Below are 3938 nucleotides of genomic sequence, written 5' to 3'. Positions count from 1 at the left end.
ATCACGTTGTGATATTGTATGATCATGAAAGAAAATATTATTATAATAGCTCTATTAATAAGCCTTTTGGGGGCAGCCGGAGCACAGGAAATCCATAAACTGGAAAGATATATAATCACGATAGATGGAAATACCCGTGAAAAATCCCTGATAAGAGAAATGGATCTGAAAGAAGGGATGGAATTCGCCGACAGGGCAAGCCTGGAGAAGGCCGTTCTGAGGCAGCAGCAGGATCTGGTCAATCTTCGTGTTTTCAACGAAATCAGTATGACCCTGTCCGAAGGAGAACCCCAGGGGGAGACAACAGTCTATTCCGTCCAGGTTCATGCCGAGGACAGCTGGAATATCTACCCCATCCCCTATCCAAAATACAATTCAAACGATGGAGTCCGCCTGGGATTGAAGTTGTTTTACAACAACGCCTTCGGAACTCTGAATGATCTGTATCTGGGCACCAACATCACCTTCAAATATGACAACAATGATCAAAGCTGGGACAATACGTCCTGGACCTTCAACCCCCAGCTGAACAATGTCAAGATCGGAAATCTGGAATATGACTTTGGTTTTATGCAGCAGAAGTCTTATGCGGAAAAGAAGGAAGATGATGTCTATCTTGAAAGGTATAACTACTACAATACCTCAGCCGATGTCAGGACGACCATGAACTTCGGCGCAGATAATAAATTCTATTACCAGGTCAAACCGGGCATCGGCATCAACTATTCCTATAGCGGAGACGGCATTGGGGATAACGAAGAACCCTTCTACCTCTCCTTCAGTCATGGCGGAGGCTACAGCAAGGTAGACTGGAGGGCCAACTTCAGAGAGGGCTTCAGCGCCTCTGTGGGCAACTCAATCCGTTATGTGAATAAATCAGTGACTAAAAACCAGGTCAAGGTCTTTATAGACGGTCAATCCAGTTTCTACAAGATCATTAATCCCCGTATGAATTATATGACAAGAGCCTCGGGCACAGTCAGTTTCAATGATGAGATGAACGGTCTGGGGATCAATCTCCGGGGTGTGGAAGACAGCACCATGTTCGGCCTGGCCGGTCTTTTTCTGAACAACGATGTCACCTTTTCAGTCATCCAGTGGGAGGGTGTGGGAGAGGCCCAGTTTCAGCCCTTTTTCGACATTGGCCTCAGCCGGAGAGAGGGTTATACTGTGGACTGGAACCAGGACCTCCGCTACGGTACGGGTGCGGATTTCATCCTCTATCTGGATAAGCTGAAAGGACTGCATGCCAGGGCGTCTGTGGGAGTGGATCTGAGCAGCGATTTGCCGTTCAGCGACTTCGGCAAGTACGAGCTGGAGATTACCAGTTCTTTGCATTATTAAAAATATAGATTGAAAGATACTGAAAATAGACTTCCCTAACAGGCTTGGACTACGAAAGCAATTACTATATAGGCAATAAATGGTTGGTACTACTGAGGCAATAACATTGCCTCCGTATTTTTCCAAGTTAGGCCTAAGGGCCTTCAGCGATTTAGGAAAGTACGGACTCGAGATTACAAGTTCATTGCATTATTAAAAATACCTTCTACCAGGGCCCTTAGGCCTAAGCTGGATAGACACCAGGGCAATGTTATTGCCCTGGTAGTACCAATCATCTTGGAGACAATATATGGTTGGTGCTACGGAGGCCCTTAGGCCTAACTTGGTAGAACCAAACCATCTATTACCTTCATTACTCGCTAAGGCCTAAGGGTAAGTCTGGTCGGCAAACCAGGTCTGAAGGGCACTCATCCGGTGGTCAAAGGACTCATCCAGCTTCATTTCGATGCCGAAGGTGTTGCCCAGGCGGAAAGCGGCCAAGCCGTAAAAAAGAAGGTCCTTCTCCCGGGGGATGACAATCAGCTCGATGAGAAGCCTTTCATCCCGGAGGACAGGAAAAAACTTGTAGCGAATGGTTGTTGTATTGATCATGGACAGACGGATGGAGTCGTTTCTCACTTCATAGCTGACATCATACCAGGCCTTGCCGAAGGTGGTATCCTTCTGAAACACCGAGATGGTCCGCGGCTCATCAGGCAGAGTGGTAAAGACAGGGTCTGCACTTTTTTTACTGCTTTTATTCTTCTCTACCACATAGGCTTCTTCCAGATAGAGGTACATTTTCTTCCGGCTGCCCGACCAGTATTCGATGCCCTCCAGGGTGCTGATGGCAGACATGCTCTGCAGTATATGGAGAAGCATGTCCTCCTTACTTCCTTCAGAATTTTTCAGTTCGGGAAGGGGCATGGTGTAGAGCAGCTCAACCACACCGCTGGGCTCAAAGCGACGGAGTTCTTCTTCAAGACGAGACTTTGATTCAAAATCAGGCATCAGGGAAACCACAGGGCTGTCTTCTACAAAGTTCAGTTCCCTATCCAGATAGTGACTCCCTTTTTTTAAGGAAGAGCTGCCGGCTGTCAAAACAGAGGGAGCAATTAGAACCAGAAAGGCCCATAAAATCATATTTTTTTGTCTCATCATAAAAGAGAATATATTAAAAGTTTTCCGTATGGACAAGCCTTAAGGCCCTAAGGTATGATGATTTACAGATTACTATACAGAAAACAAGGGCTTTCATGGAAATAAAAAATCTTCTGCTCGCTTTTACCGCCACCGCACTGGCATTTTTGTTTAACTTATATATTACGCCCGGTCTTATACATCTGTCCCATAAAAAGAAATGGTACGACGATGCTGAAGACGATAGAAAAATACATACAGGATTGATTTCCCGGCTGGGGGGCATAGGCATCATCAGCTCTCTTGTTATTGCCGCGACCGTCACCAGCCTGGGAACAGCCAGACTCCTTCATTCGTCGGTCATTTTCCGTCTGAGTCATCATCATAACCCCCTGCTGATTAGTGCCGGAACCCTCCTGATCTTTGTGATCGGGATGATGGATGACTTTACCGACATCCAGGCCCGGAAAAAACTGATCGGTCAGATCATTGCGGCCCTTCTGGTGATTGCCGGGGGAGCGGGGATACGGTTCTTTACAATTCCCTTTGCGGGGATCACCCTGAATCTGGGATGGTTCGGCCCTCTCCTGACCCTTCTCTGGCTGGTGGGGATGACCAACGCCATCAATCTGATCGACGGCATGGACGGCCTTTCTGCGGGAATCTCCTCGATTGCCAGCTTTATCTACGGCATCGCCTTCCTGATCAGCGGCAACATCATGCTGTCCATCATCAGCTTTACACTCCTGGGTTCCCTGATGGGCTACCTGTTTTACAACTTCCCCCCGGCCAGGATTTTTATGGGCGATTCGGGGAGCCTGAGTCTGGGCTTTATCCTGGCCCTCCTCCCCCTGCTGGGAAGCCCTGAATCGGGAACCAGCCTGGTCATGCCCGTGGTGATGCTCTTTATCCCCATTGCGGATGTCCTGGCGGCCATGCTGCGAAGAAGACGCAAGGGGCAGCACTTTTTCATTCCCGATAAGGAACATATGCACCATAAACTGCTGGATATGAAGCTGGATGCCCGGCAGATCCTGTCCATCGTGATCGGCCAGCAGATCATCTCGGGCTTTGCGGTCCTGCGGTTTCTGATGGTTCCCGGGCCTCTGCGTTTTATACCTGTCGCCATCGCTCTTTTCCTGGTGACATCCCTCTTCCTCTACCTGCATTGGAACAGGCATTACAAAAAGAACTGAACCCCCGGGTATTTGCTTTACAAGACCCATCATTTCACGTAAAATCGGAGCCCATATGAATCAGGACAATAATACATCCCTCCTGCCACAGCAGGATAATAATCATGAAGATGAAATTGATCTCCTCGATCTGATCGGCGTGCTCTTCAAGCATAAGTGGTTGATTATCAGTATAACAGGACTTGCCGCTCTGTACATATTGATTTATTCAATAATATCCCTGAAGCTGCCCCCTGAAAAAAGCTTCCTCCCCAATCTGTATACACCCCAATCTCTGGT

General features: G+C 47.9%; 4 protein-coding genes. 3 read left to right on the top strand and 1 reads right to left on the bottom strand.

Annotation, left to right across the window (positions count from 1 at the left end; translation table 11 throughout):
* The first annotated feature begins 18 nt into the window (after window positions 1–18).
* Complete coding sequence (locus PF479_RS06625; RefSeq protein WP_298003856.1) at window positions 19–1344, top strand: hypothetical protein; 1326 nt, start codon at window positions 19–21, stop codon at window positions 1342–1344.
* Window positions 1345–1710: 366 nt separating this feature from the next.
* Here PF479_RS06625 and PF479_RS06620 read toward each other — a convergent pair whose 3' ends face one another.
* On the bottom strand, window positions 1711–2466 hold the full coding sequence (locus PF479_RS06620) for a DUF6675 family protein (RefSeq protein ID WP_298003854.1): 756 nt from the start codon (window positions 2464–2466) through the stop codon (window positions 1711–1713).
* Between the two features lie 113 nt (window positions 2467–2579).
* Here PF479_RS06620 and PF479_RS06615 point away from each other — a divergent pair, with 113 nt between their 5' ends.
* Both PF479_RS06615 and PF479_RS06610 read left to right on the top strand, forming a co-directional pair.
* On the top strand, window positions 2580–3659 hold the full coding sequence (locus PF479_RS06615; RefSeq protein WP_298003852.1) for an MraY family glycosyltransferase: 1080 nt from the start codon (window positions 2580–2582) through the stop codon (window positions 3657–3659).
* Between the two features lie 55 nt (window positions 3660–3714).
* Window positions 3715–3938: Wzz/FepE/Etk N-terminal domain-containing protein (locus tag PF479_RS06610; protein WP_298003850.1), on the top strand; the 224-nt coding region annotated here is incomplete at its 3' end.

It is taken from the genome of Oceanispirochaeta sp., from assembly GCF_027859075.1.
In the GTDB taxonomy this organism is placed as follows: Bacteria; Spirochaetota; Spirochaetia; order DSM-2461; family DSM-2461; genus Oceanispirochaeta.
This window is presented reverse-complemented; position numbering and strand designations above follow the sequence as displayed.

Excerpts from the sequence above, each read along its gene's own strand:
- PF479_RS06625 (WP_298003856.1), top strand. The coding sequence starts at position 19 with ATGATCATGAAAGAAAATATTATTATAATAGCTCTATTAATAAGCCTT.
- PF479_RS06620 (WP_298003854.1), bottom strand. The coding sequence starts at position 2,466 with ATGATTTTATGGGCCTTTCTGGTTCTAATTGCTCCCTCTGTTTTGACA.
- PF479_RS06615 (WP_298003852.1), top strand. The coding sequence starts at position 2,580 with ATGGAAATAAAAAATCTTCTGCTCGCTTTTACCGCCACCGCACTGGCA.